Below are 24,776 nucleotides of genomic sequence, written 5' to 3'. Positions count from 1 at the left end.
GCGATCTGATTTTAAGATTGCTGGCTGATCGGATCCGGCTGCAATGGCGCACCCATGAATCTCAAACAACTCCTGCATTTTCAGAATGTTGCGACTCATGGATGCATCACGACCGCCGCTGCACGTGGCAACATCGCCCAGTCGGCGCTTTCGAGCCAGATTGCGGCCCTGGAGGCCGATCTGGGGGTACAGCTCCTTTTCCGCCACGCGCGCGGCGTGACGTTGACACCCTGCGGCGAGATCCTCCTGGATCATGCCCGGCAGATACGTGCCCAATTCGAACTGGCCCGCCGGGAGGTTCGAGATGCTGCCGACGTGGCGGGGGAAGTCACCATCGGTATCCCCGTCAGCATGGCCTCGGTGCTGACGCTACCGCTGCTGCAGGCCCTTGAGGTCGAATTCCTTGGCGCGCAGGTCCATGTGTTCGAAGGCCTGACAGGTGACCTGCGCGGCTGGCTCCGGTCGGGCAAGATCGACACTGGCATCCTGTATGGCGATGACCAGGCCGATGGCCTGTCGCTGACCGGGCTCGCCGAGGATGAACTGGTGTTGTTCGGGCGAGTTGGCGAAGAAGCGGCGGGGCGTCAAAGCATTGCATTTGAGGAGCTCCTCCGCTGGATCATCTACACCACCGATGGCGAGCACCCGGTGCGCCCTTTGTTGAGCAAGACCGCAAAGGCTCATCATCTCGCGCTGAAATTCGGGGCCCAGATCAATTCCGTCGGGCAGCTCAAAGCCCTCGCGCGCGAAGGCCGCGGTCACACCATTCTCCCGCGCGTAGCGCTCGCAACGGAAGAACCGACGGAACGCGCGCAAATTCTGGCGATCGAGCCCTCGATCAAATTGCGCAGCTACGTCGCCACCAGGAACAATCCCAGCCGCCTGGTTCGCAAGGTTGGAGATCTCCTGCGCGACGTTGTCGAACGTCTCATTCGCAGCGGGTATTGGCCGGGAGCACGTCTGCTGCAGGCGGATGCCTTATCCGGGACTATTGATCGCTCCTTGCCGACGTGACCTCGTGTCTAAATTGTCCGGAGCGCCTCACCCCCTCCGCGCAAACACCAACTGCCCGACGTCGATCTTCCCCGCCCTGAACCCAGCCTCGCAGTAGCACAGGTAATATTCCCACAGCCGCCGAAACGGCTCGTCGAATCCGAGCGCGGTCAGGTCGGTCCAGGCCTGGCTGAAATTGTCGCGCCAGAGGGCGAGTGTCCTGGCGTAGTCCTGCCCGAAGACGCGCTCGCGGATGACGGGCATCTCGAAGCGTTCGCCGAGCGCGCGCAGGATGTTCGTCGACGGCAGCATGCCGCCTGGAAAGATGTAGCGCTGGATGAAGTCCACGCGCTGCCGATAGCTGCCGAAGAGTTCGTCGCTGACGGTGATGGCCTGGATGCCGGCCAAGCCGCCGGGCTTGAGCCGCTGGTTCAGCTGATTGAAATAGGCCGGCCAGAACTGCTCGCCGACGGCCTCGATCATCTCGATCGAGGCGATGCGGTCGAAGCGGCCGTCCTGGTCGCGATAGTCCTGCAGTCGCACGTCAACCTTCTCGGCCAGCCCGGCTTCGTGGATTCGCCGACGGGCAAATTCATGCTGCTCTCTGCTGATGGTGAGGGCGAGCACGCTGGCGTCGTAGGTCTTGGCGGCGAATTCGGCGAAGCCGCCCCAGCCGCATCCGATTTCGAGCACGCTCTGACCGGGCTGCAACTCGATGGCCTGCGCCAGCTGCTCGTATTTGTGTCGTTGTGCGGCGGGAAGGTCGGCTGTCTCGGCCGGAAACAAGGCCGATGAATAGGTCATGCTGGAATCGAGCCACGCCGCGAAGAACTCGTTGCCGAGATCGTAATGACGGTGGATGTTGTGCCGCGATCCCTGCCTTGTGTTGCGGCGCAGGAGATGGACTGCTCGCCGGCACAGCCGGACCAGCATGTTGCCGGCAAAGGCGTTGTCGACCAGATCTTCGTTGAGACAGAGCACGTAGAGAAGCTGGGCGAGATCGGGCGTGGTCCAGTCGCCGCGAATATAGGCCTCGGCCATGCCGATATCGCCGCCGATGACGAGGCTGCGCGCGAACCTGTAATTATTCAATTCGATCGTGGCAGAGGGACCCTGGAGCTGGCCACGCAAGGTCACCATCCTGTGGTCGGGCAGGCGCACGTGAACGGTGCCGCACCGAAGTTGCGATGCCAGGCGCAGAGCCAGGCGGCCAAAGAACGGGACGCCATCGAATTGCATGGGCTGATGGGTGGCTGCGAGGTCCATGGTCTAGATCTCACGTTGTTTCAAACGAGGCACGTAGGGAACACCTTTCAGCCAGAGCCGCATCGCCTCCCAGTGAATGGCTGCGATGATCTTGAACGTCAGGAAGGGCAGGCCGACCAACGCCGCGATCATCGAGCGGCTGGTCAGGGCCCGACGTCGTCCGGAGAATGCTGCCGCAAACATCGCGCCCTGCCCGTTACTCTGCAGGATCCTGACTTTGACGTCCTGCTGCGGTGGAGAAACGCTGAAACTGTAACGTGTTTCCATCTCCATGAAGGGCGAGACGTAAAACTCCTTCGGCTGGGTCTGCCGGATGGCGCAGCCCGCGGCGGCCTCCCGCACCGGCAGGGCGTAGGAATGCATTTCGCCGAAGGTGTTGCGGACTTCGTAGATCAGTAGGGCAGGAGCGCCGGTGGCGCCGTAGCAAAAATAGACCGAAAGCGGATTGAACACGTAGCCGAGAACCCTGGGATAACAGAGAAGAAGTACGCGGCCTCCGGCGAGGTCGATGCCGCGTTGCGCTGCGAGGCGCCGGACGTGTTGGCTGAGGCCCGCGCTGGTGCCTTCGCCGTGATCGCGCTCGTGGAAGCTGAAAGCCGCCGAGCGATTGACGCCGAACAGCCGGGATTGGCGATCGGCTTCGTTCAACCGGTCGAGGTCGATCAGCAGGCTCATCACGCGGTAGGTGAACCTGTGCTGCACGGGCCGCCATCGCGCGTGCATGACTTTTCCCCAATAGAGCGCAGCGGGCGCCGTTGCATCCTCCACTCTGGCTGGTTGGGGTTGGACCATCACTTTACTCGGCAGCCTCGGCCAGCAACGGCCCCGGCAGGCGCCACGGAACGTCGCTGCCAAGCGCCTCGGCAACGGAGATGCCGGCCTGCAAGCCGTCCTCGTGAAAGCCATAGCCGGTCCAGGCGCCGCAGAACCAGGTTCGGCGACGGCCCTGGATGGCGGGCAGCCGTCGCTGCGCCGCGAATGCAGCCAGGTCGTATTGCGGATGGTCGAAGCTGAACTTTCCGAACGTCAGGTGTGCCGCAGGCTCGAACGGAGGGTTGAGGCTGACGAACAACGGCTTGCGGTCGTCGATGCCTTGCAGCCTGTTCATCCAATAGGTCACCGCGACGTCGTTCTGCGCAGTCGTCTGCCGCTGCCATCGCAGGAAGTTCCAGGACGCCCATGCCTGCCGCCGCTTCGGCATGAGGCGGGGATCACGGTGCAGGTAAATGGTGTTGGGGGCATATCTGATCGCGCCGAGAATGGAACGTTCCTCGGCATCGGCATCCGACAGCGCCGCCAGGGCCTGATCGCTGTGACAGGCCATCACGACGGCATCGTAACTTTCCTCACCGCCGTGACTGTCGCGGACGGTCACGCCATGCCCGGTTCGGTCGATCGACGTTACCGCGCAGCCCAGCCGAATGTTGTGCACGAACGAAGCGGTCAGCTTGTCGACATAGCGTCGGCTGCCGCCCTCCACGGTCCGCCAGCGCGGCCGATCGAGGTGCAACAGCCGGTGGTTGTCGAAGAAGGCCACGAAGTTCTCCGCCGGAAAGGACAGAATGTCGTCGGACGAGGACGACCAGATCGCCGCGCCCATCGGGCCGAGGTAGTCGGAGAACAGCCGCGTCCCGAAGGATTGCCCGCGCAAATACTCACCGAGCGTCAGGTCGCGCAGCCGGCCGGCACTTAGATCGGCCACGCTCTGCCGGTTGAACCGCGCGACCTCCGCCAGCATGCGAAAATATGACGGCGAAGCGAGGTTGCGTGGCTGGGCAAACAGGCCGCAGACTGTTTGCAAGGCCGTCTCGCCGCCACCCCGCCATTCGAACCGGCCTTGATCGGCGGAGAGGGCGAAGCTCATGCAGGTCTCGACCGTCTTCACGCCCAGATGGGAGAACAACGATGTCAATTGCGGATAGTTCGTCTCGTTGAACACGATGAAGCCGACATCGACGTCGAGAGGCTCGCCGTCATAGTCGATTCGAACGGTGTGGCTATGTCCCCCCGGCCGTTGCTCGCGCTCGTAAACGGTGACGGCGTAACGCTTCGACAGGAGCCATGCGGCGGCATTGCCGGCAATTCCCGTCCCGATTACGGCCAAACGCATTCTCTTTCGCCCCCACTGCGGTACCGCCAGCTACGGTCCTTTGAAGCACCGGACAGGAAACGTTTGGCGCGATGGCCCGGATCACTTGGCTGATCGCCTGGAACCCGCCGCCAAGGCGAAACCGCGGCCCGGACATGACGTACAGACAAAGGTCGAATCGGTGAGAGCATGTTCCTTCCGTACGTTCAGGCGATAGCCGGCATTGCGCTGGCCCTCTGCCTCCTGATGGCACTGGCCTGGGTCGTTCAGCAGCGCACCGGCAATTCCGGCTGGGTCGATGCGATCTGGTCCTATGCGACCGGCCTCGTCGGCGCGGCCGCGGCCTTGTGGCCGCTGGATGATGGTTCGCCGGCCCGCCGGGTGCTTGTCGCGGGGCTCGTGCTGCTTTGGTCGGTGCGGCTTGGGACGCACATCGCGCAACGCTCCGCAGCCGGGATCGACGATCCCCGCTATGCGAACTATGCGCGCCAATGGGGCGCCGATGCGCCTCGCCGGATGTTCCTCTTCCTGCAATCGCAGGCGCTGGTCTCGTTGCCGCTGCCGTTCGCCGTCTTCCTCGCGGCGCATGCGCCCGGGCCTGAACTGCGGCTGCAGGACTACGCCGGGATCGTCATCATTCTGGTTGCCGTTGCCGGCGAGGCCTTGGCGGACCGGCAGTTGCGGCAGTTCAAGCGCAACCCCTCCAGCAAGGGCCTCGTCTGCGATGTCGGCTTGTGGCGCTGGTCGCGTCACCCGAACTATTTCTTCGAATGGCTGGGATGGCTGGCTTACCCGGTCATCGCGCTATCGCCGGGCTATCCATGGGGGTGGGCCAGCCTGGCAGCGCCCGCGATCATGTACTGGATCCTGGTCCATGTGACGGGCATACCGCCGCTAGAGGAGCAGATGCTGCAATCGCGCGAGGACCGCTATCGCCGCTATCAGGCCCGCACCAACGCCTTCTTTCCATGGCCGCGGCGGCGGGAACCGTGATGGACCCTGGTCGCTGCGCCGCAAAGCCGAATGAATCGCCGATGTGATCCGACATGGCTCCCGGGTCGTTAATCTGGCGCTGCTCGACAAGCCGGCCGGATGCAGGGCGACGGGAAACACGGACATGACTCTTTTCTTGACCTATCTCGCGGTGGCCGTGACTTTCGTCGCCGTCGACATGGTCTGGCTGACGATCATGGTCGACAAGCTGTATCGGCCCGTGCTGGGCGACATGTTGCGGGCTCAACCCGATCTGCCCGCCGCGGCAGCTTTCTATCTGCTGTATCCCCTCGGCTTGATTTGGTTTGCCGTGTTGCCTGCACAGCAAGACGGCGGCGCGCTGCGCGCCTTCACATCCGGCCTGCTGCTCGGCTGCTTCACCTACGCGACCTACGATCTGACCAATCAGGCGACGCTGCGGAACTGGTCGACCGGACTGACCCTTGCGGACGTGTGCTGGGGCTCGTTCCTCGCCGGCGTCAGCGCCTGGATCGGGTTTCTCGTCGCTCAAAAGCTGTCGCACTGAGCGACGGCGCCGGGTCAATCAGCCTGCCGATCGCGTCAGGTATGCGTCCGGTCTCCGACCTGCTCGAACGCTTCCCTGGTTTCCGCGATCTTGTCGGACAAGGATATGAAGGCCTTCCGGGCCTGCAGCTTCGACTCCTCGTCGAGCACGAGGGTTGCGAGATCGACCAATCGGTCGCCCATGTGCTCCATGATTGCGAGCAGCCGGTCGACGCCGGCTTCAGGCTCGTCGGCCACGATTCGCTCGACTTCTCTCACGATGGTTTCGAGCCTTGCGATCGAGGAGACGAGCCGGTCGCGTCCACGCTCGGGAAATTCAATGATCTCTGCGGCCATGCACGCTTTCCTGCCGCCTTCAGGCCGCCGCCATCGTGGCCAGGCAATCCTTGCGCACGACCAAAATGGTTCGGTGCAGCCAGGTCTTGATGGTGCCGACCGGCACACCGAAGCGCCGCGACAGGCTCGCGCGGCTCTCGCCTTCCAGATAGGCCAGAGCGACCAGCCTGCGGCGATCTTCCGGCAAACGGGCCAGCGCGCCGCGGGCAACGGGTTCGGCGCCGGCGAAATCGAATTCCTCGGTCGGTAACGGCGCAGCGTCTGCCGCGACCGCAAGCGCCTTCTCCAATTCGACACTCGGCTGTCGGCGGGTCCGCAGATGATCAATGGCGGTGTTTCGGACGATCGCGGACATCCAGGCCATGGCGGGGGCCCGTCCGGAATCGAACCGGGCAGCGTTGCGCCAGATCTTCAGAAAACTGTCCTGGAGGATATCATCGACGTCGTGCGGCGCGGCTCCAACGGCCAGCGCGGTCCGGCCCAGCCTGCCGCGGGTCAGCGTATGGAGCTCCGCGAAGGCACGTGTCTCGCCAGTCGAGACGCGGGCCAGCAATTCGCGCAGAATCTCGCTTGGTGCCTGGCTTGGCAGGTTCGAACCGGCCATGTCCTGTCTCCGTTGCGTTTCAAAGAAAACGCTCCGGACGCAGGCCCGGATCACTCGACAGGAGAGGGACGAAGCGCAATCACAGCCGTACGAACGGTCCGATCAATCGGCCGAGGAAACCGTTCATGCGCAGGTCGCCGGTCATGGCGACCAGGCAGACGCAAGGGCCTTCGTCGCCGACGATGGGACGATGATCGACCTCGTCGTCGCCATAGTCGAAATCCCCGGGGCCAAAGCGTCCGCCCTCGTGGCTGAAGCTGCCCTCGAGCACCAGCGTCAGCTCGGTGCCGGTGTGGGTGTGCTCGAGCATGCGCGAGCCCGGCGCTGATCTAAGCAGGAAGGCGCGTGCGCTGCCCGAACCGGACAACTCGATCGGTCTCATGCTGAGACCGGGCGCGACGCGCCGGCGCTTGCCGATGCGATAGTTCCGCAGTGCCGGCGGCAGATCATGGTCAATGTCGGACGCGAGGCGGGGCGCGGCGGTCTCCGCCGGAGACAGATGAATTCGCGACATCACGCGGTCGAATGCATCGGGCGCGATCGGCACCGGCTCGACATCCTCCAGCGCGGCGCCCGCAAGCTGCTCGATGGCCCGCACGAAGCGGGCGCACCGTGGGCAGCCAGCCACATGCACCCCGACAACCAGTTGATGAGCCTCTTCCAGATTGCCGGCCGCGAAATCGGCCAGAAGCTCTTCCGGCGGATGATGGCTGATCGTCATGCTTCTTCGTCCAAAATGTCTCGCAACCGGTTCATCGCGAGCCTGATCCTTGACTTGACCGTTCCGAGGGGAATCCCGAGGGTGCTCGCGATCTCCGGATGCGGTCGCTCCTCGATGAACGACAGCCTCACCACCGTGGATTGCTCTGCCGAGAGTTGCTTGATCGCCGCGGCGATCCGCGCCGCATCCTGCACGCGCGACATCAGCACGTCGGCCGTCTCGGCTTGATCCGGTGCATCAGGCAGCTCGGAATCGGATTGCAGCCGGTCCGTCCGCGCCTTGCGGCGGAATAGATCGATCCGCAGGTTGCGCGCGATCGTGAAAATCCAGGCCGGCGCGCCCGCCGTCGCGGGATCGAACTGGTGCGCCTTCCGCCACACGGCGATCATGGTGCCCTGGGCGATCTCTTCCGCCTCATCGGAGCTGCAACCGGCCTTGAGCATCAGCCCCTTGATGCGAGGCGCGAAATGCTCGAACAGCCGCTTGAAAGCCTCCCGGTCGCCGTTGGAGGCGACGTGTCCGATCAAATCAGCCCAGTCCACCTTTGCCTTCGGCCCTTCGCTCGCACCAATCGACAACAGCGCCGCAACTCTCCGGGGTAAACCGGCCTCAGCCCGGATCGGCACCTCTAAAGCCCGGATAGCAGCGATCATAGCGCCTCGACAAGCGACCTCTTGGGCTGGAAACGACCGAGGCAGGCCGCCGGATCACCGGGGGATGCCTGTTGTTGTGGGTTCCATGACCTCCCAGAGATCGCGCTCCGCGTCTGGCACCCGGCTTGCTCAGTCATGACCAAAGCCGGGCCTCGATAGAGAGACCCGTTTCAGGTTGAGGCATGCGATGCAAGAAATGTCCCGTTCTGGTACTGCCGGCGAACTCCGGCTCGATGCGCTGATCGCCGATTTGTGGTGGCGCGTTCGGCTGTTGAATACCGATATTCTCGAGGAGGAAGCCAAAGCCGGCGTGTTCGACGTGCTTGCGCCAACCTATCCGCTGCTCGCACTCAACCTTCGCGCGCGGCGCGACAATTTGGTCGCCACGATCGGCGTGCTCGAGCAGCGCGCGAATTCAATGCCGGAAGCGGCCTGAGAGCGGCCGTCGGCAAGGTCGTGCACCTGATCGTCAGCACGTGACCGACGGCACATATTTCTCTCACGGGTCAACCTGGCTTTGCCGTCCGGTGGTTCGCAGTGCTCCACCAGGCAAAGGACAAGACTCGCGCGCAATACCATCCTTGCGGCTTCGCGGCGCTCATTCTGGCAGGCGCGGTGACGCCCGCGAGCGCGCTGACCATCGTGCGCGATCATCGCGATCCGCCCATCGTGCGCGACCATCGCAATCAGACCATCGTCAGGGACCACCGCACGCAACCCGAGGTCCGCGATCACCGCCACTAAGCGTCCCGGCGGCGGAGCCGAACAGGACAGGTTCGGCTCCGTCTTGCGTCATGTGAGGCTCGGCGATCGTCTGCACGTGGCGCCCATGTCCATTCGCGGTTATGCGGTTTGAACACGAGCCAGGTTCCCGCCGCCATGCTATGGCTGCCTCCGCAATTTCCCGCGAGGCCGCCATGCTCCCCATTCCCGCCGACATCTTCACCGAGCCCGAGGACGTCTCGCCCGACGGCCTTGCCAATCTCGGCCCGCTCCGCCGTCTCGCAGGGCATTGGCAGGCGGACAAAGGCATCGACATCAATCCGAAGGCGGAGGGGCCGGAGCGGCGGACCTTCATCGAGCACATCCGCATGGACCCGATCGATCCGCAGGCCAACGGGCCGCAGCTGTTGTACGGGCTGCGCTATCACATCCACATCAACACGCCCGAAGAAGACATCACCTTCCACGACCAGGTCGGCTACTGGTTATGGGAGCCTGCGACCGGGCTGATCATGCAGACGCTGGCGATTCCGCGTGGGCAGGTGCTGCTGGCCTCGGGCAAGGCCGGGCCCGACGACAGGGCGATCTCGGTCGCCGCAAAGCGCGGCGACACCGCCTACGGCATCTGCTCCACGGATTTTCTGGAGCAGGCGTTCCGTACCGACTCCTACCGCTGCGACATCACCTTCAACGACGACGGCAGCTGGACCTATCTGATCCAGACCGCGTTGTTCGTGCGCGGCGCGCCGTTCGACCATCGCGACACCAACACACTGCAGCTCGCCGCGCCGCCGAAGCTCAATCCGCTCGCGGTGATCGTCAATGATCGCGGTAGGGCCGATGGGCCGGCGGTGTGAAGCGTGGCGTCGGAGGATCGCATGAAGCCCTATGTCATCTGCCTGATGCATTCCAGCCTCGACGGCCGCACGCATCCCAGTCGCTGGCGCCCGAAGGGTGCGGGCACGGACTGGTTCGAGAAGATCCATGACGAACTCGGCGGCGACGCCTGGGTGATCGGCCGCGTCACCGGCTCGGAGTTCGCCAAAGGCCAGCCTTATCCCGCGACGGACATGAAGCTGCCGCGTGAAAACTGGTTCGCGCGGCGTGATGCGAAAACCTATGGAATCGTGCTCGATGCGCGGGGCAAGATCGGCTGGGGCCGCTCGGACATCGGCGGCGATCCGATCGTCGTGGTGCTGACCGAGAGCGTGCCGGATTCGCATCTTGCGGGCCTGCGCGGGGAGGGCGTGTCCTATATCTTCGCCGGCCAATCCGAGCTCGATCTGGCGCTCGCGCTCGACATTCTCGGCCGCGAGCTCGGGGTGAAGCGGCTGCTGGTCGAGGGCGGCGGTGTCGCCAATGGCGCGTTCCTGCGGGCCGGTCTGATCGACGAGTTCAACCTGATCCTCAGCCCCGCGATCGACGGCGCGACGGGCGCCCCCTTCGTGTTCTCTTCGACGGAGGAAGATAGCGACAAGCGTGCGCCGATCGCCGCGATGTCGCTGGAGAGCACGCGCGAGCTCGGCGGCGGCGTCCTGCTGCTGCGCTACCTGATCAGGAACGATCCGCAAGCCGCGAGCCGGTGACGCGTGGCCATGCGCGAGGTAACAGAGCACATCGTCATCGTCGGCGCCGGTGCGGCCGGCCTGATGGCGGCGCGCGAGTTGGCGCGGGCCGGCCGCAAGGTGACGGTGCTGGAGGCTCGCGAGCGCTGCGGCGGCCGTATCCATCCGTTGCCGGACGCGGAGTTCGGCTATCGCGCCGAAGGCGGCGCCGAATTCGTCCATGGCGAGGCGCCGGTCACGCGCAGATTGCTGCGCGAGGCCGGGCTGTCCCTTCACGAGATCGCAGGCGAGCGTTGGAGCTTCGACGGGACGGCGCTCGCGCGCGAGGTGCGCGACGATCCGCACGAGGCCGAGCTGCAAGCCGTGCTTCGGGACCTGCAGGAAGATCTCCCCGTCGCCGAATTCCTGCGCCGGCATTTCGTCGGGGATGACTATGCGCCGATGCGCCGGTCGATCTTGCGGATGGTCGAGGGCTACGACGCGGCCGACCCCGAGCGGGCCTCGACGTTGGCGCTGCGCGAGGAATGGATGGATGGCGGGCACGCCGCGCAGGCGCGCATCGATGGCGGCTATGGCGCGCTGATCGACTTTCTGGTGGCCGACTGCCGCGGGTTCGGCGTGACAATCCATCTCGGCTGCGTGGTGTCGGCGATCGAGGAGAACGGCGATAGGGCGGCCGTTCGCTGCGTCGGCGGCGATGTCCATGGCTGCGATCGCGTGATCCTCACGGTGCCGCTGCCGTTGCTGCGCGAGATGGCGCTGCCGGCGAGCGCGCGCGAGAAGCTTGCCGCGGCGGGCGACATCGGCTTCGGCAACGTCATCAAGATCCTGCTGCGCTTCGCGCGGCCATGGTGGCAAGAGCGACACCAGGATCTGGCGGGCATGACCTTCCTGTTGTCCGACCGGACCATCCCGGTGTGGTGGACGCAATATCCGAGCCGGCAGGCCGTGCTCACCGGCTGGTTCGGTGGCCCGCACACGGCGGAGTTGGACAGCCTCGATCCGAAGGCATTGATCGATGCCGGGCTCGATTCGCTTGCCGCCATCTTCAAGCTGTCGCGCGAAGAGGTCGCGCGCGATCTCGTGGCCGCGGCGGCGACCAACTGGGCGCATGATCCCTTTGCCCGCGGCGCCTATTCCTGGGCGACGCCGCGGACGCGCGCGGCACAAGAAATCCTCGCGCGTGCCGATGGTCTGCTGCTGTTGTCGGGCGAAGCGCTCTATCGCGGCCGTGACATGGGTACGGTGGAAGCAGCGCTGGCGAGCGGAGTGGAGACGGTGGGGCTGATTCTGCGCGGGTAAAGAAAAAGGCCCGCATTTCTGCGGGCCTCATCTATCTCTTACCAGCGTCCGCCGCCGAAGCTGAACGTCACGCCGGGACCGCCGCCGCCGTAATAGCCGTACGGCCCGCCGCCGTAATAGCCGTGATGCCGCGGATAATAACCATAGTTCCGGTGATGCGGACGATAATAGCCGTGATGGCGGTGGTGAGGACGCCAGTGATGATGATGGCGATGGCCATGGTGACGGTGCTGCGCGCTGATGTCGGTCGATTGGGCGGCTGGCGCGTTCTGCTTCGCGCTCGACTTGCCAGCCGCGTTCGCCGCCGATCCGCCGGCAAGTGCCGCAGCTCCGACCGCAATCGCGACAATGAGATACTTCATGGTGTCATCACTCCAGTTGAATGTCGTGTGACAACAGATGGGCGTCTGCTGCGTTCCGGCCAGCGCGGGCGTCGAAACGACGCAGCGCGCGGCGTGCGATTCGCGACGAATGAGCGTACGCTGTGAGATTCATTGTCGCATCCTCGGCACTGATCGCATTGCTGCCATTACTTGGCCGCGAATGAGGCGACTACGCCGGCGGTTGTGACGATCCGCGCGAACTCGCCGTCGAGATTCGACAGCGTCATGGCATGGATCTCCTCGGCGGAATGTTCGTCGCCGTCGGGGCCGATGCGGTCGAAGGTCCATGTCGCATCGCGCACGAGGCATGCGTCGAAGCCGAGATTGCCGGCCATCCGCGTCGTCGTCTCCACGCAGTGATTGGTGGTGGCACCGCAGATCACGAGCGTGCCGATGCTGCCAGCACGCAGGCGCTGCTCCAGGTCGGTGCCGATGAAGGCGCTGTTGACGCGCTTGACGATTACGGTCTCGCCCGGCTGCTCGCGCGCCTCGTCCTTGACGGCATAGCCGGAACGCGACGGCAGGAACGACGAATTCGGTTTCGTGCCTTCATGGCGGATATGAAAGATCGGCGCGCTGTGCGTCCTGAAAGCCCGCAGGAGATCAGCGATGCGCGCCACCGCATCCGGATTGTTGCGCCGCATTCCCGCCGCCTCCCATTCGTCGAACGCGCGCTGGACGTCGACGACGATGAGGGCGGGGAGGAGGTGAGGCATGATCGGACCTTTCGCGCGGATATGGAGGCAAATATGCGAGGCGGCAGGGACGACGCGCAATGCCGATCTTCCCTCGTTTCGCGACAACTCTCGTGCCCCGGACGATGCCAGGCATCGCCCTAGGCTGCATCGCGTCCGGGACACGAAAGTTGCCCGAGCGGTGTTCTTATCCTTGCATGGTTGCTTGCTGAGGATCAAAGCGGCGAGGGCTGGCCAGCCTAGTGTCGAGTCACCAAATGATCAGGATTCGATGATGCGAGAGGACGCCATGCCGGGGCCGACGAGTCAACCGGACGGACTTGCCGGGATCAAGACACTGCCGGAGTTGCTGCGCTGGCGTATCAAGGCGACGCCGGCGGCGGAGGCCTATCGGCATTTCGATGCGACCGCGCAGCGTTGGGTCAGCCAATCCTGGCACGAGATCGATGCGGAATTCGAGCTGTGGCGGCGGGCGCTCGCCGCGGAGGCGTTCGCGACCGGCGAACGCGTCGCCATCCTGATGCCGAACGGCATTGCGCATATCGCCATGGACCAGGCGGCGCTGTCGCGCGGCCTCGTGCCGGTACCGATGCATGCCGTCGACAACCCCGACAGCATCGCGTACGTCCTGGTCGATTCCGGCGCGCTGCTCCTGTTCGTCGATACGCTGGAGCGCTGGCAGGCGATCGTGGCGACCGGCCAGCCGCTCGACCATCTCAAACGCGTCGTCTGCGCGGATGCGGGCGGGCTGATCACGCCGGATGGGCGCATCGTCGGGCTCGACCACTGGCTCGCACAAACACCCGGCGGGACCGCGCCGCTGCCCGACGTCGCGATCCAGCCGGACGACCTCGCCGCCATCGTCTACACCTCGGGCACGACCGGGCGGCCGAAGGGCGTGATGCTGTCGCACGGCAACGTGGTCGCCAATGTGAAGGCGATCGCGCATCGCATCGCCGCCGAACCGGGCGACGTCTTCCTGTCCTTCCTGCCGCTTTCGCACACGTTCGAGCGCACCGGCGGCTATTACTACCCGATCGCGGCCGGCGCCTGCGTCGCCTATGCCCGCTCGGTGCCGCAACTCTCGGAGGATCTGAAGCATGTGCAGCCGACGGTGCTGGTCTCGGTGCCGCGGATCTACGAGCGCATCTACGCGCTGATCATGCAGCACCGCGCATCAGCGGGAGGCATCGAGCGCGCGCTGCTCGACCTCACCATCGCCGTCGGCGGGCGGCGTTTCGATGCGCGGCAGCGGCATGGCGTGCCGTCGCTGCTGGACCGGCTGGCCTGGCCGCTGCTGAAGCGGATCGTCGCCGACAAGGTGCTGGCCCAGCTCGGCGGCCGGCTGCGTGTCGCGGTCTCCGGCGGCGCGCCGATTGCGGCACCCGTCATTCGCCTGTTTCTCGCGCTCGGGCTCGACGTGCTTCAGGGCTACGGCATGACCGAGACCTCGCCGGTGGTCTCCGTCAACACCATCGACGACAATGATCCGCATTCGGTCGGCCATGTCCTCGACGGCGTCGAGGTCAAGCTGGGCGAGAACGACGAATTGCTGGTGCGCGGCCCCAGCGTGATGGTCGGCTATTGGCACAAGCCGGAGGAGACGCGCCGCGTCAAGGATGCCGACGGCTGGTTGCATACCGGCGACCAGGCCCGCATCGAGAACGGGCGCATCACCATCACCGGCCGCATCAAGGATATCCTGGTGACGTCGACCGGCGAGAAGATCGCGCCGGTGGATCTTGAGACCGCGATCCTCGCCGATCCCCTGTTCGAACAGGCGCTGGTGGTCGGCGAGCAGCGGCCGTTCCTCACCGCGCTGGTCGTGCTGAATGCAAAAGCCTGGGTGCAGGAGAAGGAAAGGCTCGCTGCCAGCGGCAGGCAAGGCGGCGCGGAGGAACGGACTGCTCTGCTGGCGAGAATAGCGGCGGCCGTGAAGGCCTATCCGTCCTACGCGACGCCGCGCGCGGTGTGGTGGACGCTGGATCCGTGGACCATCGCGAGCGGCCTGCTCACGCCGACGCTGAAGAACAAGCGGCCCGCGCTCGAGCGCCGCTTCGCGGAGGAGATCGAGCACGTCTATGCGAAGAAGCCCGCGGCGATAACGCCGACGTGATTTCGCCTCGTGTCCCGGTTGATCCAGCGCAACCTGGGCCGCCGCCTCGCGATGCAATGTCGTTCGTGAGTTCGAACGACAATCGAGGCAAGTCATGAAGGCGTATTTCATCGGCGGTGGCATTGGATCGCTCGCGGGCGCGGCGTTCCTGATCCGCGACGCGCAACAGGCGGGGCGTGACATCGTGATCTACGAGGCGCAGCCGCTGGTCGGCGGCAGTCTCGACGGCGCGCTGCTCGCGAACGGCGCCTATTCGCTGCGCGGCGGGCGCATGCTCACCACCGACCATTACGAATGCACCTGGGATCTGCTCTCCAGCATTCCCTCGCTCGAGCATCCCGGCCTCAGCGTCCGCGACGAGACCATCGCGTTCAACGTGGAGAACCCGGCGCACTCGCAGGCGCGGCTCGTCGACCGCAACCGCTTCAAGGTCGATGTCTCGCATATGGGTTTTTCTGCGCGCGACCGGCTCGAGCTGCTGCGGCTCACCGAGGCCTCGGAAGAGGCGCTCGGCAACAGCCGCATCACCGACTGGCTCTCGCCGAAATTCTTCGAATCCAATTTCTGGTACATGTGGCAGACCACCTTCGCGTTCCAGCCCTGGCACAGCGCGGTCGAGCTGAAGCGCTATCTGCACCGCTTCATGAGCGAGTTTCCGCGCATCGAGACGCTCGCCGGCGTCAAGCGCACCGTCTACAATCAGTATGATGCGATCGTGCGGCCGCTGGTGGACTGGCTGAAGCGGCAGGGCGTGCAGTTCGTGCGCGGTACTGAAGTCACCGACATGGCGATCGAGAACGAGGACGGACGCCTGCGGGTGCGCCAGCTCGTGCTCGACCGCGACGGCCGCATCGCCAATGTCCGGCTCGAGGACGGCGATCTCGTGTTCTTCCAGAACGGTTCGATGACGGACGCCTCGAGCCTGGGCACGATGACCGAGCCGCCGCCGCATCTGACCAAGAAGGACAGCCAGGGCTGGGCGCTGTGGGAGACGATCGCGCAGGGACGTCCCGAATTCGGCAATCCCGCCGCCTTCAACAGCTCGATCCCGGAATCCTACTGGTTGTCCTTCACCGTCACCTGCCGCGATCCACGCTTCTTCGACCGGATGGAGGCGTTCTCCGGCAATACGGCCGGCACCGGCGGCCTGGTGACATTCAAGGATTCCAACTGGCTGATGTCGGTCGTGCTCTATCACCAGCCGCATTTCGCCGGTCAGCCGAAGAACGTGCAGGTGTTCTGGGGCTACGCGCTGCATCCCGACCGCGTCGGCAATTTCGTCGCCAAGCCGATGTCCGAATGCGGCGGCGCGGAGATCCTGAAGGAGCTGTGTGGCCATCTGAATTTCGATGGCGCCGTGTTCGAGGACGCGATCTGCATTCCCTGCCGCATGCCCTACATCACCAGCATGTTCATGCCGCGCAATCTGGCCGACCGGCCGCTGCCGGTGCCGAAGAATTCGGTCAACCTCGCTTTCGTCAGCCAGTTCGTCGAAATCCCCGACGACGTCGTGTTCACGGTCGAATATTCGGTGCGCGCGGCGCAGATGGCGGTCTATCAGCTGATGAAGACCGATCGCCCGGTGCCGCCGGTGACGCGGCACGACAAGTCGCTCGCGGTGATCTTCGCGACGCTGGAGAAGGCGTTCGCGTGACGGCTACTTGAACGGATCCTGGATCGCGGGCGCCGACTGCCGGATGCGGCGCACGCTCACCGGCTTACCGTCGGAGACGAACAGCAGTTCATATCGTCGGCCTTCGTTGTCGGTTGCCGAGCAGGTCACGTCGTTTACCTTCTTGGCAGCGAAGTTGCCAGTCTGGCGGCAGAGACCGGTGGAGGTCTGCTCCGCCGGCACCGGCAGGCCGTCGACCTTCGGCCGGTCCTTGGAGTTGAGCAGCATGCGGTCGATCGGCAGCTCGTAGGAATTGTCGTCGGCGCGCTTGCCGTTCTCGCCCGAAAACGACACCACGTGATTGGCATCGGAGGGATCATCGACCGCGACCGAGAAATTGACCCGGCCCTTGTCGCCATGGGCGTAGGCGACCGTCTTGCAGGCGAAGGTGCGACCGGCGACCTTGAGCGTCTTGCAGTGGCCGGACATCAGCGCCAGCAGGTCGATATAGGCATTCTGCGGCGCCGGTGGATTGTTGACCGGGATCGGTCTGGAAGCTTCGGCAAAACAAGGACTTAACAGCGCGGCAAGGGTTGCGGCGGCAACAAGCGTGGCGGGCAGCAGCGGTCGGAAGAGGCGCATCGGAAGGCTCAATGGCAAGGAACCCACGGACAGGTTCCGAACCATGACCATCGAACCGCAAATTGGTTGCGATCCCGTTTGTTCTACAATTCCCGCCTGGAATACCACCGCGCCACCCCGACGACGATTTGTCCAAATCGCCCAAAATCGTCCCGCAGGCACTTGCCGTCAGGCCGGTGTTTTTTTCGTGGCAGCGCTAACCCGTGGCCGCCTGCCAGCGCGTATCGCGAAGGGAGGGCCGGCGGTGCAGGCGGGCATCCAGCACGGCACGGGCGCGGGCGAGCTCGCCGCTGCGCATCAGCGCGACGATGTAGGTGTCCTCGATCAACTCGCGCTGGGCGTGGCTGCCGCCGATCCGCACGACCTCGCCGAGAACGGACGCGAGCGTTTGCGCGCAAGTCCCGTAATCCTCCTCGGCAAAGGCCGCCAGCGCGCGGAAGATCGCGGGCACCACGGGGCCGGCCGGCAGCTTTCCCTCGGCGAGGCGCTGCTCGATGGTCGCAAGGCGCGCGCCGAGCGCGGCGTGGTTTTGCGTCGCCGCCGCGAACAGGGCCATGTGGATGTCGGCGAAGGACAGGCCCGACTTCGGAAACAGCTTTTGCGCGCTGGCGTCGGCGTCGAGCCACAGCGCCTTCGGCACGGTGTGTCCGTAAGCCGACAGGCGCCACAGCAGCGACGCCGCGTCGGTGACGAGGTTGAGCGGCGGCGCCTGCGTGACGGAAGGCTGAAGCACGTCGGCATAGATCGACAACGCGCGCGCCGCATCGCCATGCTCGAGTGCGCCGAGCGCCTGATGCCAGCGGATGTGGCCGTGCAGGATTCCGGCGCGGTCGTAAGAGGGAATCCAGTCGTCGACGAGGCGGTCGGCCGCCTCGATCGAGCCGTCCTCGAACATTGCGTGCAGCACCGCATGCGCGGCGTGGGCGTTGGCCCGGCGTAAATTGAAGCCGCGCTCGGTCACGGCGCGGCCGCGTGCCACGTCGCCATTCTCCGTCATCGCCCAGCCGGCCATGGTGAGAAACCACCAGTCCTCGCCGTAATGCCGCGCGAGCCGCTCGCACAGCTCATGCCGCGCGCGGTCGTGGTCGGCCATGCCGGAGAAGGCGAACAGGCCGAACGCGCCGAGCGGCAGCGACAGTATCAAGGCATCGCGCGGCCAGCTCTCGATGTGTCTCAGCGTCGATGCGATCGCCTCCGGCAGCCGGCCTTCGATCGCCAACGCCAGCGTCTCGACATGCGAGCGCTCGCGCTCCGTGCCGCGTTTGGCGACCAGCTCGCGCGCGTGCGCCGCCTTGCCTCGGGCCAGATCGCCCTGCTGGTAGAAAGCGTGCACGCGGGCGCGGGCGATATGGGGAAGCGCAAAGTCCGGGTCGGCCGCAATCGCGTGCTCCAGCATCTCCGCCGTGCCGGTCCACCCCGCGAGCATGAGATCGACACCCTCGCGATAGGCGGATGCGGCCGCATCGGAGGTGGTGGAGAGCGGCAGGCCGTAGCGGTCTTCGAGCGCCATCGACGTCTCCCGCTCTCACGCCGTCCGCGCGCGGCGGCCTTCGATCGGATAGGCCGGGTCGTTGTAGCCCGGCGTCGAGGGATGGCCCGGCACGACCAGCCGGTCGATCAGGGCCTCGTCCTCCGCGGTGAAGCGATAGTCGAGCGCGCTGATGTAGCCGTCCCATTGCTCCTCGGTGCGCGGACCCGCGACGATCGAGGAGACGAAGGCGGAGTTGAGCACCCAGGCGACCGCGAACTGGCCGGCGGTGATGCCCTTCTTCTCGGCGTGATGCTTGATCTCCTGCGCGAGCTGCAGCGATTCCGGCCGCCATTCGGTTTGCATCATGCGGGTGTCGTTGCGGCCGGCGCGCGTCTCCTTGTCGGGGGCGGCATCCGGCTTGTACTTGCCGGTGAGCACGCCGCGCGCCAGCGGACTGTAGGGCACGATGCCGAGGCCGTAATAGGAGCAGGCCGGGAAGTGCTCGACCTCGGGCATGCGGTTCATGGCATTGTAATAGGGCTGGCTCACCGCGGGCCGGTCGATGCCGAGGCGGTCGCAGATGTTGCAGATCTCGGCGACGCGCCAGGCGCGATAGTTCGACACGCCGAAATAGCGCACCTTGCCGGCGCGGATCAGATCGCCCATCGCGCGCACCGTCTCCTCCAGTGGCGTCGCATGGTCCTCCTTGTGCAGATAGTAGATGTCGATGTGGTCGGTGCCGAGCCGCTTCAAGCTCTCATCGGCGGCTTGCAATACCCAGCGACGTGACAGCCCGCCGCGATTGGGATCGTTGCCCATCCCGGTGTTCATGGGGTTGGCGAGTTTCGTCGCGAGCACCCAGGCGTGGCGATTGCTCGCGATGGCGCGGCCGACGACCTCCTCGGAGCCGCCCTTCGAATAAGCGTCCGCCGTGTCGATGAAATTGATCCCGGCGCCGTGCGCCTTGTCGATGATCCGTCTTGACGTGGCTTCATCCGTGGGGCCGCCGAACATCATGGTGCCCAGACAAATCGGCGACACTTTCAGGCCGCTGCGGCCGAGCTGACGGTATTGCATGGGCTATCCTCGATGTTGGTGAGGGCAGCATAGCCAGCAACGGCCGTCATTGCGAGCGCAGCGAAGCAATCCGGAGCTGCATCCGCGGAGAGATGCTGGATTGCTTCGCTGCGCTCGCAATGACGGGGAGAAGACGGCGGCAGCCCGACCAACTACCCCGGCCCCTTCAAGATCTTGAACACGCCGTTCGCCATCACGAGGCAGCGACCATCCACTGTCACCTCGGTGCTCATGAAGATCAGGCTGCGGGTCGAGCGCACCACGCGAGGGCGGGAGATCAGGATGTCGCCGATCTTGCCGGCTTCGACGAAATGCGTGTCGAGCTGCACGGTCGCCAAGTATTCCTTGCCCGAGCCGTAGCGGGCGGCCATGCCGCAGGTGCGGTCTGCGAAAGTCATCATCACGCCGCCCTGGACCATGCCGCGGCGGTTGTGGTGCTTGTCCTCGGTGGCGAGTGCGAATTCGTGATGACCGTCGACCTTGCGCTCCCACAGCGGGCCGATCAGGTGCATGAAGCCGGTGGTTTCGAGGATGCTCCAGCCCTCTGATTTCAGCCTTGCGGCGGCCTTGTTGGTCATCTTTCCGTTCATCCCTGCAACGCGTCTCTCTCCTCGTTTCATCAGATGCGGTCCTGGTGTAGTCAAGCATCATGAGACCTTTCGGCGATGCCACCAGACGGAATATCGAAGCCGCCTGCGCCTCCTTCGCGCGACTGCCTGACGAGGCTGCGCCGTCGGCGCTGAAGCGCGCCGCGGTGGTGCTGGCGCTGACTGAAGCCAATGATGGTGATGACACCGCCTTCCTGCTCACCAAGCGCGCATCGAGCTTGCGCGCGCATCGCGGCCAGTGGGCGCTGCCCGGCGGACGCTGCGATGCCGGCGAGACGCCGGTCGAGGCGGCGCTGCGGGAGCTGGATGAAGAGCTCGCGCTGAAGCTTTCGGCCGACGCGGTGCTCGGTCTGCTCGACGATTATCCGACCCGTTCCGGCTATCTGATCACGCCCGTGGTGGTGTGGGCGGCCGATAGTGCCGCGATCCGGCCGAACCCGGATGAGGTCGCTTCCGTCCATCGCATTGGGCTCGACACGATCGAGCGCGACGAGGCCTTCGATTTCACAGCGATCCCCGAGAGCACCCGCCGCGTCATCCGCTTCCATCACCAGATGAGCCTGATCCATGCGCCGACGGCGGCCCTGATCTACCAGTTCCGCGAGGTGCTGGCCGGGCGGCAGACCCGCGTCACTGAGCTGGAACAGCCGGTATTCGCCTGGAAATGAAGGTAAACGGCACGTTAACGTGACGGTTACCGGATGCCTGCTAAGAGGGCGGCATGCATCATTCGATTCGAAACAAGCTCGCGCTGGTTCCACTTGCGCTCGTCCTGATCACACCTGTCGCGCGTGGCGGCGAGGCCGACGCGCTGCCGCCGGCGGTCCGCAATGCCAATGCCCAGCTGCTGTCGCAGTTTTTCGCGCAAAGCGCGGGAGCTTCTCCAGCTGTGCTCGAATATCGCCGCAAGCTCGCGGAATATCAGGCGGCGCGCGCGGCCTTCGATGCCGAGGCGGGTGCCTATTGGAGCCAGATCTCGGAGAAGCGAAAAGGCCGTAACGCCAAGCGGCGCAGCGGGCAGCAGGTGACGCTCGATAATTACGTGCTGGAGCATCCGCCGCTCTATAACGGGCCGAAGAAGCCGGTGAATCCGGAGCCGGAGGAAACGCCGGACCGTCCCGCCAAAAAGCCCATTCCGGTGGTCGCCGACTTCTTGCGCGCGGCGCAGGAGCTCTACCAGTTCACGCCGCAGCGCCCGGCGAGCGAGATCGAGTTCAAGCGCGCCTATGCACGCTACGCGCTTGCCTCCGGGCTGACCCGCGAGCAGGCCGTGCGGGTCTATTCGTTCGAGACCGGCGGCACCGGCAACCACGACGTGCAGGCGGGAATCGAGCATGGCGGCAAGCGCGCGATCTCGACCGCGATGGGCTACAACCAGCTCCTGACCACCAACAGCGTCGAGCTGCTGGCCGAGCAGGGCCATGAACTCATCCGGGCGCTCTCCGAGAAGGTGGCACGGACGTCAGGACCGGCGCGCCACGCGCTCGAGCACAAGCTCGTCGTGTTGAAGAAGATGGTGGCCCATGCGAAGTCCGTGCCCGATACCTGGTCGGAGCACGAGAAGATCGGCAACACCGCGCAGGGCTGGGCCATGCATGCCATGGTGCTCGACATCGACATCGGGCCGATGCTGCAGACCCACAAGCTGCTGACCTCGGTGCTGTTCGCGCGCGCCAAGGGCTACAGCCGTCCGCTGACGGCGGCCGAGCTAGAAATGATGAATCTCACCGGCGACGGCACCGGGCTCGACATGGTGACGATGCCGCAGGCAATGCGCGAGCAGGTGCCGACCTCGAACTTCTTCCAGCGCGGCGGCTACGAGCGCAACCCGGTCGCGATCCGCCACAACACGGTGGCGAAGCTGCTCGCGGTGACGGACGACCGGATGGATTCGAACAGCAGCAAACCCGGCGCTAGGGAAATGGCGGCGGCGTTCTAGGCCGCTGCCCTGCCACATCCTCCGCTGTCATGCCCCGGCTTGACCGGGGCGTCCAGTACGCTGCGGCCTCTCGATTCAATCACAACGGCCTCTGGAATACTGGATCACCCGCTTTTGCGGGTGATGACACCGAGTATGGGGCGGCACCGTTGCTCCGCGCCCTACTGATCCGGGCCGAACTTGAACTTGCCGTCGCCTTCCAGATACGGGCCGCTGCGCATGTAGAGCTGGCCGTTCTGACCGATGAAGAACAGCGTGCCCTTGGGCACCTTCTTGGCCCCCTTCAGCAGTTCGCCGGCATTGCTCGTGCCCATCTTGTAGGAATAGGTCTTGCCGCTCTTGTCATAGGCGTAGCCCATGTCGGGCTTGAGCTCCCATGGCGTCGCCCCAGTTTGCGCCAGTGCGGAGCCCGAGAACGCGCCGAGCGCGGCGACGAGTGCAAACGTCCTGATTGAAAATGCCGTCATCCCATAACTCCCCGCGGTCGGGACATTTCAGGCTTGAACAAATCACGAACGGTGTGTCCTGGTCAATTTGCGAAAGCGCCGCAGCGCATCACGTCTTGCCCAGTAGTTTGTGATTTTCCCTTCGTCCCCGCGCGACTATGTTCCGCTTTCCGTCTAGAACGCAATTCGACAAAAATATTGGGTAGGGGATGATTCGGATGAACCTCGTCACTAAAGCTTGTTCGGCCGCTGGCCTGTTGCTGACCGCGTTGACGCCGGCCGCCTGGGCCGATGATTACCAGCTTAGCCACAACCAACGCATTTCGTGCAGCCGCGGCCTCGCCCCGGGCAAGCTGAACACGGCGACCTGCAAATCCTACACCTATCTCTTCAACACCAAGACCTCGGAATATTTCCGCTGCCAGGTGTCGCTGGCGCTGACCCGCGACAACAAGGAAGTCATCAACGTCCAGACCGACGGCGGCTGCACCAAGAAGCCGCGCATCTTCGAGACCGACGGCAAGTATGATTTCGACGCGACCGAGACCGAGCCGCCGAACACCAATTCGTTCTTCGGCCCCGGCGGCTATTCGGTCTGGGCCGCCGATGTCGGCGCGCAGAAGATCCGCGGCTGCATCACCATCTCGTCCGGCCTCGGTTCCGACATCTCCAAGTGCCTGGATATGACGTTCCAGTGAGGGCTGTCCTCCGCGATGGGGCGATCCCCTAGAGGAAAGAACCCTCACCCCGCCTTCGGCGCGACCTCTCCCGCAGGCGGGAGAGGTGATTGAGCCAGCCAGGCGAGTGATCGAATCTCCCGTAAGTCAGCGACTGCGCCACCTCGCCGCACCCGCGGGTTCCCCGAAAATCGAGCCGGATCGACCGTTTACCGCAGCCCAGCTTTATCTTTTGGATGGGTTGACCCGCGTCCCTCATCCGGCCACTTTCGCCGCCGGTTTGGGGAGAACAACAACCATGAAACGGACCATTTTCGGCGCGGCCGCGGCTCTTGCTCTGGCGGCGTCGGCACCTTGCGCGCAGGCGCAATCCTTCATCAACGTGCTGACCGGCGGCACCTCCGGCGTCTATTATCCGCTCGGGGTCGCGATCGGGAAGATCTACGGCGACAAGATTCCGAACGTGAAGACGCAGGTGCAGGCTACCAAGGCGTCGGTCGAGAATCTGATCCTTCTGCAGCAGGGCCGCGGTGAGCTGGCGTTCACGCTGGGTGACTCGCTGAAGTCCGCCTGGAACGGCGAGGAGGAGGCGGGTTTCAAGACCAAGCTCGACAAGCTCCGCACCATCGGCGCGATCTATCCGAACTACATCCAGATCGTCGCCACCGCGGACAGCGGCATCAAGACGCTGGCTGACCTCAAGGGCAAGAGCCTCTCCGTCGGTGCACCGAAATCCGGCACCGAGCTGAATTCGCGTGCGATCCTGGCCGCCGCCGGCATGAGCTACAAGGATCTCGGCAAGGTCGAATATCTGCCGTTCGCAGAATCCGTCGATCTCATGAAAAACCGCCAGCTCGCAGCGACGCTGCAATCGGCCGGCCTCGGTGTCGCCTCGCTGAAGGATCTGTCGACCTCGAGCCCGATCACGGTGGTGTCGGTGCCGAAGGAGACCGTCGACAAGATCGGCCCGCCCTTCGTCTCCGCGATCATTCCGGCCAACACCTATAGCGGCCAGGACAAAGACGTGCCGACGGCGGCCGTGATCAACTATCTCGTCACGAGCTCTGCCGTGTCCGACGATCTCGCCTATCAGATGACCAAGCTGGTCTACGAGTCGTTGCCGGAATTGCAGAATGCGCACGCGGCCGGCAAGGAGATCAAGCTCGAGACCGCGGCCACCGGCAGCCCGGTTCCGCTGCACCCCGGCGCGATCCGCTATTACAAGGAAAAAGGGCTGATCAAGTAGGGTACTCGTCATGGCCGGGCATGACCCGGCCATCCATCCTTTAAGATCGTTTGCCAACGGATGCCCGGGTCAAGCCCGGGCATGACGCATTCAG

Annotated in this window: 28 protein-coding genes; 14 read left to right on the top strand and 14 right to left on the bottom strand. The window is 64.8% G+C overall.

Features of this window, described 5'->3' with window-relative positions:
- The first annotated feature begins 54 nt into the window (after nt 1–54).
- Nucleotides 55–1,014 carry a LysR family transcriptional regulator gene (locus CIT39_RS30815; protein WP_094976535.1) on the top strand — a complete coding sequence of 320 codons (960 nt, stop codon included), beginning with the start codon at nt 55–57 and terminating at the stop codon, nt 1,012–1,014.
- A 27-nt stretch (nt 1,015–1,041) separates the two neighbouring features.
- Here the strand turns inward: CIT39_RS30815 and CIT39_RS30810 are convergent, their stop codons facing one another.
- Genes CIT39_RS30810 through CIT39_RS30800 form a run of 3 tightly spaced genes read right to left on the bottom strand, consistent with a single transcriptional unit; the run spans nt 1,042 to nt 4,369 of the window.
- On the bottom strand, nt 1,042–2,259 hold the full coding sequence (locus tag CIT39_RS30810; RefSeq protein WP_094976536.1) for an SAM-dependent methyltransferase: 1,218 nt from the start codon (nt 2,257–2,259) through the stop codon (nt 1,042–1,044).
- A 3-nt stretch (nt 2,260–2,262) separates the two neighbouring features.
- Nucleotides 2,263–3,051, bottom strand: coding sequence for a DUF1365 domain-containing protein (locus CIT39_RS30805; protein ID WP_094977057.1), 789 nt, complete (start codon nt 3,049–3,051; stop codon nt 2,263–2,265).
- A 4-nt stretch (nt 3,052–3,055) separates the two neighbouring features.
- Entirely contained in the window at nt 3,056–4,369 is a 1,314-nt protein-coding gene (locus CIT39_RS30800) for an NAD(P)/FAD-dependent oxidoreductase (RefSeq protein ID WP_094976537.1), read from the bottom strand.
- A 168-nt stretch (nt 4,370–4,537) separates the two neighbouring features.
- On the opposite strand from CIT39_RS30800, the gene CIT39_RS30795 reads away from it, so the two are divergent.
- Together CIT39_RS30795 and CIT39_RS30790 are read left to right on the top strand one after the other, a co-directional pair.
- The gene (locus CIT39_RS30795; RefSeq protein ID WP_094976538.1) at nt 4,538–5,341 is read left to right on the top strand and encodes a DUF1295 domain-containing protein; all 804 of its coding nucleotides are present in this window, start codon (nt 4,538–4,540) and stop codon (nt 5,339–5,341) included.
- A gap of 124 nt (nt 5,342–5,465) precedes the next feature.
- Nucleotides 5,466–5,867: a DUF2177 family protein gene (locus CIT39_RS30790; RefSeq protein ID WP_094977058.1), complete on the top strand. Its 402-nt coding sequence runs from the start codon at nt 5,466–5,468 to the stop codon at nt 5,865–5,867.
- Between the two features lie 35 nt (nt 5,868–5,902).
- On the opposite strand, the gene CIT39_RS30785 is transcribed toward CIT39_RS30790, so the two are convergent.
- The 4 genes from CIT39_RS30785 to CIT39_RS30770 form a co-directional block, all read right to left on the bottom strand.
- Nucleotides 5,903–6,202, bottom strand: coding sequence for a hypothetical protein (locus tag CIT39_RS30785; protein WP_094976539.1), 300 nt, complete (start codon nt 6,200–6,202; stop codon nt 5,903–5,905).
- A 19-nt stretch (nt 6,203–6,221) separates the two neighbouring features.
- Nucleotides 6,222–6,806 (bottom strand): RNA polymerase sigma factor, encoded by a 585-nt coding sequence (locus CIT39_RS30780; RefSeq protein WP_094976540.1) that lies wholly within the window; start codon nt 6,804–6,806, stop codon nt 6,222–6,224.
- A 79-nt stretch (nt 6,807–6,885) separates the two neighbouring features.
- Nucleotides 6,886–7,527: a ChrR family anti-sigma-E factor gene (locus CIT39_RS30775; protein WP_094976541.1), complete on the bottom strand. Its 642-nt coding sequence runs from the start codon at nt 7,525–7,527 to the stop codon at nt 6,886–6,888.
- Nucleotides 7,524–8,069: a sigma-70 family RNA polymerase sigma factor gene (locus tag CIT39_RS30770; RefSeq protein WP_094976542.1), complete on the bottom strand. Its 546-nt coding sequence runs from the start codon at nt 8,067–8,069 to the stop codon at nt 7,524–7,526. The genes CIT39_RS30775 and CIT39_RS30770 overlap by 4 nt, the downstream gene beginning before the upstream one ends.
- Nucleotides 8,070–8,367: 298 nt before the next feature.
- On the opposite strand from CIT39_RS30770, the gene CIT39_RS30765 reads away from it, so the two are divergent.
- The 5 genes from CIT39_RS30765 (at nt 8,368) to CIT39_RS30745 (ending at nt 11,770) form a co-directional block, all read left to right on the top strand.
- Complete coding sequence (locus tag CIT39_RS30765; protein WP_094976543.1) at nt 8,368–8,616, top strand: hypothetical protein; 249 nt, start codon at nt 8,368–8,370, stop codon at nt 8,614–8,616.
- Nucleotides 8,617–8,717: 101 nt separating this feature from the next.
- Nucleotides 8,718–8,924, top strand: coding sequence for a hypothetical protein (locus CIT39_RS30760; protein WP_244607477.1), 207 nt, complete (start codon nt 8,718–8,720; stop codon nt 8,922–8,924).
- 173 nt (nt 8,925–9,097) lie between these two features.
- The gene (locus CIT39_RS30755; RefSeq protein ID WP_094977059.1) at nt 9,098–9,760 is read left to right on the top strand and encodes an FABP family protein; all 663 of its coding nucleotides are present in this window, start codon (nt 9,098–9,100) and stop codon (nt 9,758–9,760) included.
- A 21-nt stretch (nt 9,761–9,781) separates the two neighbouring features.
- On the top strand, nt 9,782–10,489 hold the full coding sequence (locus CIT39_RS30750) for a dihydrofolate reductase family protein (RefSeq protein WP_094976544.1): 708 nt from the start codon (nt 9,782–9,784) through the stop codon (nt 10,487–10,489).
- A 9-nt stretch (nt 10,490–10,498) separates the two neighbouring features.
- Nucleotides 10,499–11,770, top strand: coding sequence for a flavin monoamine oxidase family protein (locus CIT39_RS30745; RefSeq protein ID WP_094976545.1), 1,272 nt, complete (start codon nt 10,499–10,501; stop codon nt 11,768–11,770).
- Between the two features lie 38 nt (nt 11,771–11,808).
- Here the strand turns inward: CIT39_RS30745 and CIT39_RS30740 are convergent, their stop codons facing one another.
- Entirely contained in the window at nt 11,809–12,132 is a 324-nt protein-coding gene (locus CIT39_RS30740; protein WP_162308769.1) for a hypothetical protein, read from the bottom strand.
- A gap of 167 nt (nt 12,133–12,299) precedes the next feature.
- Complete coding sequence (locus CIT39_RS30735; RefSeq protein WP_094976547.1) at nt 12,300–12,869, bottom strand: cysteine hydrolase family protein; 570 nt, start codon at nt 12,867–12,869, stop codon at nt 12,300–12,302.
- A 268-nt stretch (nt 12,870–13,137) separates the two neighbouring features.
- Here CIT39_RS30735 and CIT39_RS30730 point away from each other — a divergent pair, with 268 nt between their 5' ends.
- Both CIT39_RS30730 and CIT39_RS30725 read left to right on the top strand, forming a co-directional pair.
- Nucleotides 13,138–14,964 (top strand): AMP-dependent synthetase/ligase, encoded by a 1,827-nt coding sequence (locus tag CIT39_RS30730; RefSeq protein WP_162308768.1) that lies wholly within the window; start codon nt 13,138–13,140, stop codon nt 14,962–14,964.
- 94 nt (nt 14,965–15,058) lie between these two features.
- Entirely contained in the window at nt 15,059–16,618 is a 1,560-nt protein-coding gene (locus CIT39_RS30725; RefSeq protein ID WP_094976549.1) for an oleate hydratase, read from the top strand.
- Between the two features lie 3 nt (nt 16,619–16,621).
- Here CIT39_RS30725 and CIT39_RS30720 read toward each other — a convergent pair whose 3' ends face one another.
- The 4 genes from CIT39_RS30720 to CIT39_RS30705 all read right to left on the bottom strand — a co-directional run bounded on the left by CIT39_RS30720 (nt 16,622) and on the right by CIT39_RS30705 (nt 20,344).
- Nucleotides 16,622–17,218 carry a hypothetical protein gene (locus tag CIT39_RS30720; protein ID WP_094976550.1) on the bottom strand — a complete coding sequence of 199 codons (597 nt, stop codon included), beginning with the start codon at nt 17,216–17,218 and terminating at the stop codon, nt 16,622–16,624.
- Between the two features lie 196 nt (nt 17,219–17,414).
- Nucleotides 17,415–18,728 (bottom strand): tetratricopeptide repeat protein, encoded by a 1,314-nt coding sequence (locus CIT39_RS30715; protein ID WP_094976551.1) that lies wholly within the window; start codon nt 18,726–18,728, stop codon nt 17,415–17,417.
- A 15-nt stretch (nt 18,729–18,743) separates the two neighbouring features.
- A complete protein-coding gene (locus tag CIT39_RS30710) occupies nt 18,744–19,766 on the bottom strand; it encodes an aldo/keto reductase (RefSeq protein WP_094976552.1) in 1,023 nt (340 codons plus the stop codon).
- Nucleotides 19,767–19,918: 152 nt separating this feature from the next.
- A complete protein-coding gene (locus tag CIT39_RS30705) occupies nt 19,919–20,344 on the bottom strand; it encodes a PaaI family thioesterase (protein ID WP_162308767.1) in 426 nt (141 codons plus the stop codon).
- Nucleotides 20,345–20,415: 71 nt separating this feature from the next.
- Between CIT39_RS30705 and CIT39_RS30700 the strand changes: the two genes are divergently transcribed.
- On the top strand, nt 20,416–21,042 hold the full coding sequence (locus CIT39_RS30700) for an NUDIX hydrolase (RefSeq protein ID WP_162308766.1): 627 nt from the start codon (nt 20,416–20,418) through the stop codon (nt 21,040–21,042).
- A gap of 53 nt (nt 21,043–21,095) precedes the next feature.
- A complete protein-coding gene (locus tag CIT39_RS30695) occupies nt 21,096–22,313 on the top strand; it encodes a hypothetical protein (RefSeq protein ID WP_094976555.1) in 1,218 nt (405 codons plus the stop codon).
- Between the two features lie 161 nt (nt 22,314–22,474).
- On the opposite strand, the gene CIT39_RS30690 is transcribed toward CIT39_RS30695, so the two are convergent.
- Nucleotides 22,475–22,780 (bottom strand): hypothetical protein, encoded by a 306-nt coding sequence (locus CIT39_RS30690; RefSeq protein ID WP_094976556.1) that lies wholly within the window; start codon nt 22,778–22,780, stop codon nt 22,475–22,477.
- Between the two features lie 197 nt (nt 22,781–22,977).
- Here CIT39_RS30690 and CIT39_RS30685 point away from each other — a divergent pair, with 197 nt between their 5' ends.
- Both CIT39_RS30685 and CIT39_RS30680 read left to right on the top strand, forming a co-directional pair.
- Nucleotides 22,978–23,457: a hypothetical protein gene (locus CIT39_RS30685; protein ID WP_094976557.1), complete on the top strand. Its 480-nt coding sequence runs from the start codon at nt 22,978–22,980 to the stop codon at nt 23,455–23,457.
- 277 nt (nt 23,458–23,734) lie between these two features.
- Nucleotides 23,735–24,682, top strand: a complete 948-nt coding sequence (locus CIT39_RS30680) for a TAXI family TRAP transporter solute-binding subunit (protein ID WP_094976558.1) — start codon at nt 23,735–23,737, stop codon at nt 24,680–24,682.
- The last annotated feature ends 94 nt before the right edge of the window (nt 24,683–24,776 follow it).

The sequence above is a fragment of the Bradyrhizobium symbiodeficiens genome (assembly GCF_002266465.3).
Taxonomy (GTDB): Bacteria; Pseudomonadota; Alphaproteobacteria; order Rhizobiales; family Xanthobacteraceae; genus Bradyrhizobium; species Bradyrhizobium symbiodeficiens.
Note: the sequence above shows the minus strand (reverse complement) of the source record. Positions and strands in the feature narration are given on the sequence as shown.

What these genes read in the sequence shown, in the direction of transcription:
- CIT39_RS30815 (WP_094976535.1), top strand. Translation starts at nt 55, where the DNA reads ATGAATCTCAAACAACTCCTGCATTTTCAGAATGTTGCGACTCATGGA.
- CIT39_RS30810 (WP_094976536.1), bottom strand. Translation starts at nt 2,259, where the DNA reads ATGGACCTCGCAGCCACCCATCAGCCCATGCAATTCGATGGCGTCCCG.
- CIT39_RS30805 (WP_094977057.1), bottom strand. Translation starts at nt 3,051, where the DNA reads ATGGTCCAACCCCAACCAGCCAGAGTGGAGGATGCAACGGCGCCCGCT.
- CIT39_RS30800 (WP_094976537.1), bottom strand. Translation starts at nt 4,369, where the DNA reads ATGCGTTTGGCCGTAATCGGGACGGGAATTGCCGGCAATGCCGCCGCA.
- CIT39_RS30795 (WP_094976538.1), top strand. Translation starts at nt 4,538, where the DNA reads ATGTTCCTTCCGTACGTTCAGGCGATAGCCGGCATTGCGCTGGCCCTC.
- CIT39_RS30790 (WP_094977058.1), top strand. Translation starts at nt 5,466, where the DNA reads ATGACTCTTTTCTTGACCTATCTCGCGGTGGCCGTGACTTTCGTCGCC.
- CIT39_RS30785 (WP_094976539.1), bottom strand. Translation starts at nt 6,202, where the DNA reads ATGGCCGCAGAGATCATTGAATTTCCCGAGCGTGGACGCGACCGGCTC.
- CIT39_RS30780 (WP_094976540.1), bottom strand. Translation starts at nt 6,806, where the DNA reads ATGGCCGGTTCGAACCTGCCAAGCCAGGCACCAAGCGAGATTCTGCGC.
- CIT39_RS30775 (WP_094976541.1), bottom strand. Translation starts at nt 7,527, where the DNA reads ATGACGATCAGCCATCATCCGCCGGAAGAGCTTCTGGCCGATTTCGCG.
- CIT39_RS30765 (WP_094976543.1), top strand. Translation starts at nt 8,368, where the DNA reads ATGCAAGAAATGTCCCGTTCTGGTACTGCCGGCGAACTCCGGCTCGAT.
- CIT39_RS30755 (WP_094977059.1), top strand. Translation starts at nt 9,098, where the DNA reads ATGCTCCCCATTCCCGCCGACATCTTCACCGAGCCCGAGGACGTCTCG.
- CIT39_RS30750 (WP_094976544.1), top strand. Translation starts at nt 9,782, where the DNA reads ATGAAGCCCTATGTCATCTGCCTGATGCATTCCAGCCTCGACGGCCGC.
- CIT39_RS30745 (WP_094976545.1), top strand. Translation starts at nt 10,499, where the DNA reads ATGCGCGAGGTAACAGAGCACATCGTCATCGTCGGCGCCGGTGCGGCC.
- CIT39_RS30740 (WP_162308769.1), bottom strand. Translation starts at nt 12,132, where the DNA reads ATGAAGTATCTCATTGTCGCGATTGCGGTCGGAGCTGCGGCACTTGCC.
- CIT39_RS30735 (WP_094976547.1), bottom strand. Translation starts at nt 12,869, where the DNA reads ATGCCTCACCTCCTCCCCGCCCTCATCGTCGTCGACGTCCAGCGCGCG.
- CIT39_RS30730 (WP_162308768.1), top strand. Translation starts at nt 13,138, where the DNA reads ATGCCGGGGCCGACGAGTCAACCGGACGGACTTGCCGGGATCAAGACA.
- CIT39_RS30725 (WP_094976549.1), top strand. Translation starts at nt 15,059, where the DNA reads ATGAAGGCGTATTTCATCGGCGGTGGCATTGGATCGCTCGCGGGCGCG.
- CIT39_RS30720 (WP_094976550.1), bottom strand. Translation starts at nt 17,218, where the DNA reads ATGCGCCTCTTCCGACCGCTGCTGCCCGCCACGCTTGTTGCCGCCGCA.
- CIT39_RS30715 (WP_094976551.1), bottom strand. Translation starts at nt 18,728, where the DNA reads ATGGCGCTCGAAGACCGCTACGGCCTGCCGCTCTCCACCACCTCCGAT.
- CIT39_RS30710 (WP_094976552.1), bottom strand. Translation starts at nt 19,766, where the DNA reads ATGCAATACCGTCAGCTCGGCCGCAGCGGCCTGAAAGTGTCGCCGATT.
- CIT39_RS30705 (WP_162308767.1), bottom strand. Translation starts at nt 20,344, where the DNA reads ATGACCAACAAGGCCGCCGCAAGGCTGAAATCAGAGGGCTGGAGCATC.
- CIT39_RS30700 (WP_162308766.1), top strand. Translation starts at nt 20,416, where the DNA reads ATGAGACCTTTCGGCGATGCCACCAGACGGAATATCGAAGCCGCCTGC.
- CIT39_RS30695 (WP_094976555.1), top strand. Translation starts at nt 21,096, where the DNA reads ATGCATCATTCGATTCGAAACAAGCTCGCGCTGGTTCCACTTGCGCTC.
- CIT39_RS30690 (WP_094976556.1), bottom strand. Translation starts at nt 22,780, where the DNA reads ATGACGGCATTTTCAATCAGGACGTTTGCACTCGTCGCCGCGCTCGGC.
- CIT39_RS30685 (WP_094976557.1), top strand. Translation starts at nt 22,978, where the DNA reads ATGAACCTCGTCACTAAAGCTTGTTCGGCCGCTGGCCTGTTGCTGACC.
- CIT39_RS30680 (WP_094976558.1), top strand. Translation starts at nt 23,735, where the DNA reads ATGAAACGGACCATTTTCGGCGCGGCCGCGGCTCTTGCTCTGGCGGCG.